Source organism: Wenyingzhuangia sp. 2_MG-2023 (genome assembly GCF_030548295.1).
In the GTDB taxonomy this organism is placed as follows: Bacteria; Bacteroidota; Bacteroidia; order Flavobacteriales; family Flavobacteriaceae; genus Wenyingzhuangia.
This window is the reverse complement of the sequence record NZ_JAUOSB010000106.1, coordinates 1-273: the sequence shown is the minus strand read 5'-3', so window position 1 is coordinate 273 and position 273 is coordinate 1. Positions and strand designations below refer to the sequence as shown.

Sequence of the window (273 nt, the reverse complement as noted above, 5' to 3'; positions counted from 1 at the left end):
ATGCAAAACATGTTAATACATTAGAAACAGCAATTGTTATTATTGAAGAGCAAGAAGACGCTGCTCATCTTTTGGCATTGTGTACACAAGCAGTTACAGCATATTACATGACCGATTATTTAGCACCAATTCACAAAGGTGATCACGTTTTGATTCATGCTGCTGCTGGAGGCGTAGGTTCTTTTTTAATTCAATTGGCTAAACGAAAAGGAGCAATTGTTTATGCAAAAATCGGCGATGATTCTAAAATTGAGTTGGTCAAAAGTTTGGGAG

At 36.6% G+C, this 273-nt stretch carries 1 pseudogene; it reads left to right on the top strand.

Annotation, left to right across the window (positions count from 1 at the left end):
- Positions 1-273: pseudogene (locus Q4548_RS16830) on the top strand (hypothetical protein); the annotation flags it as partial.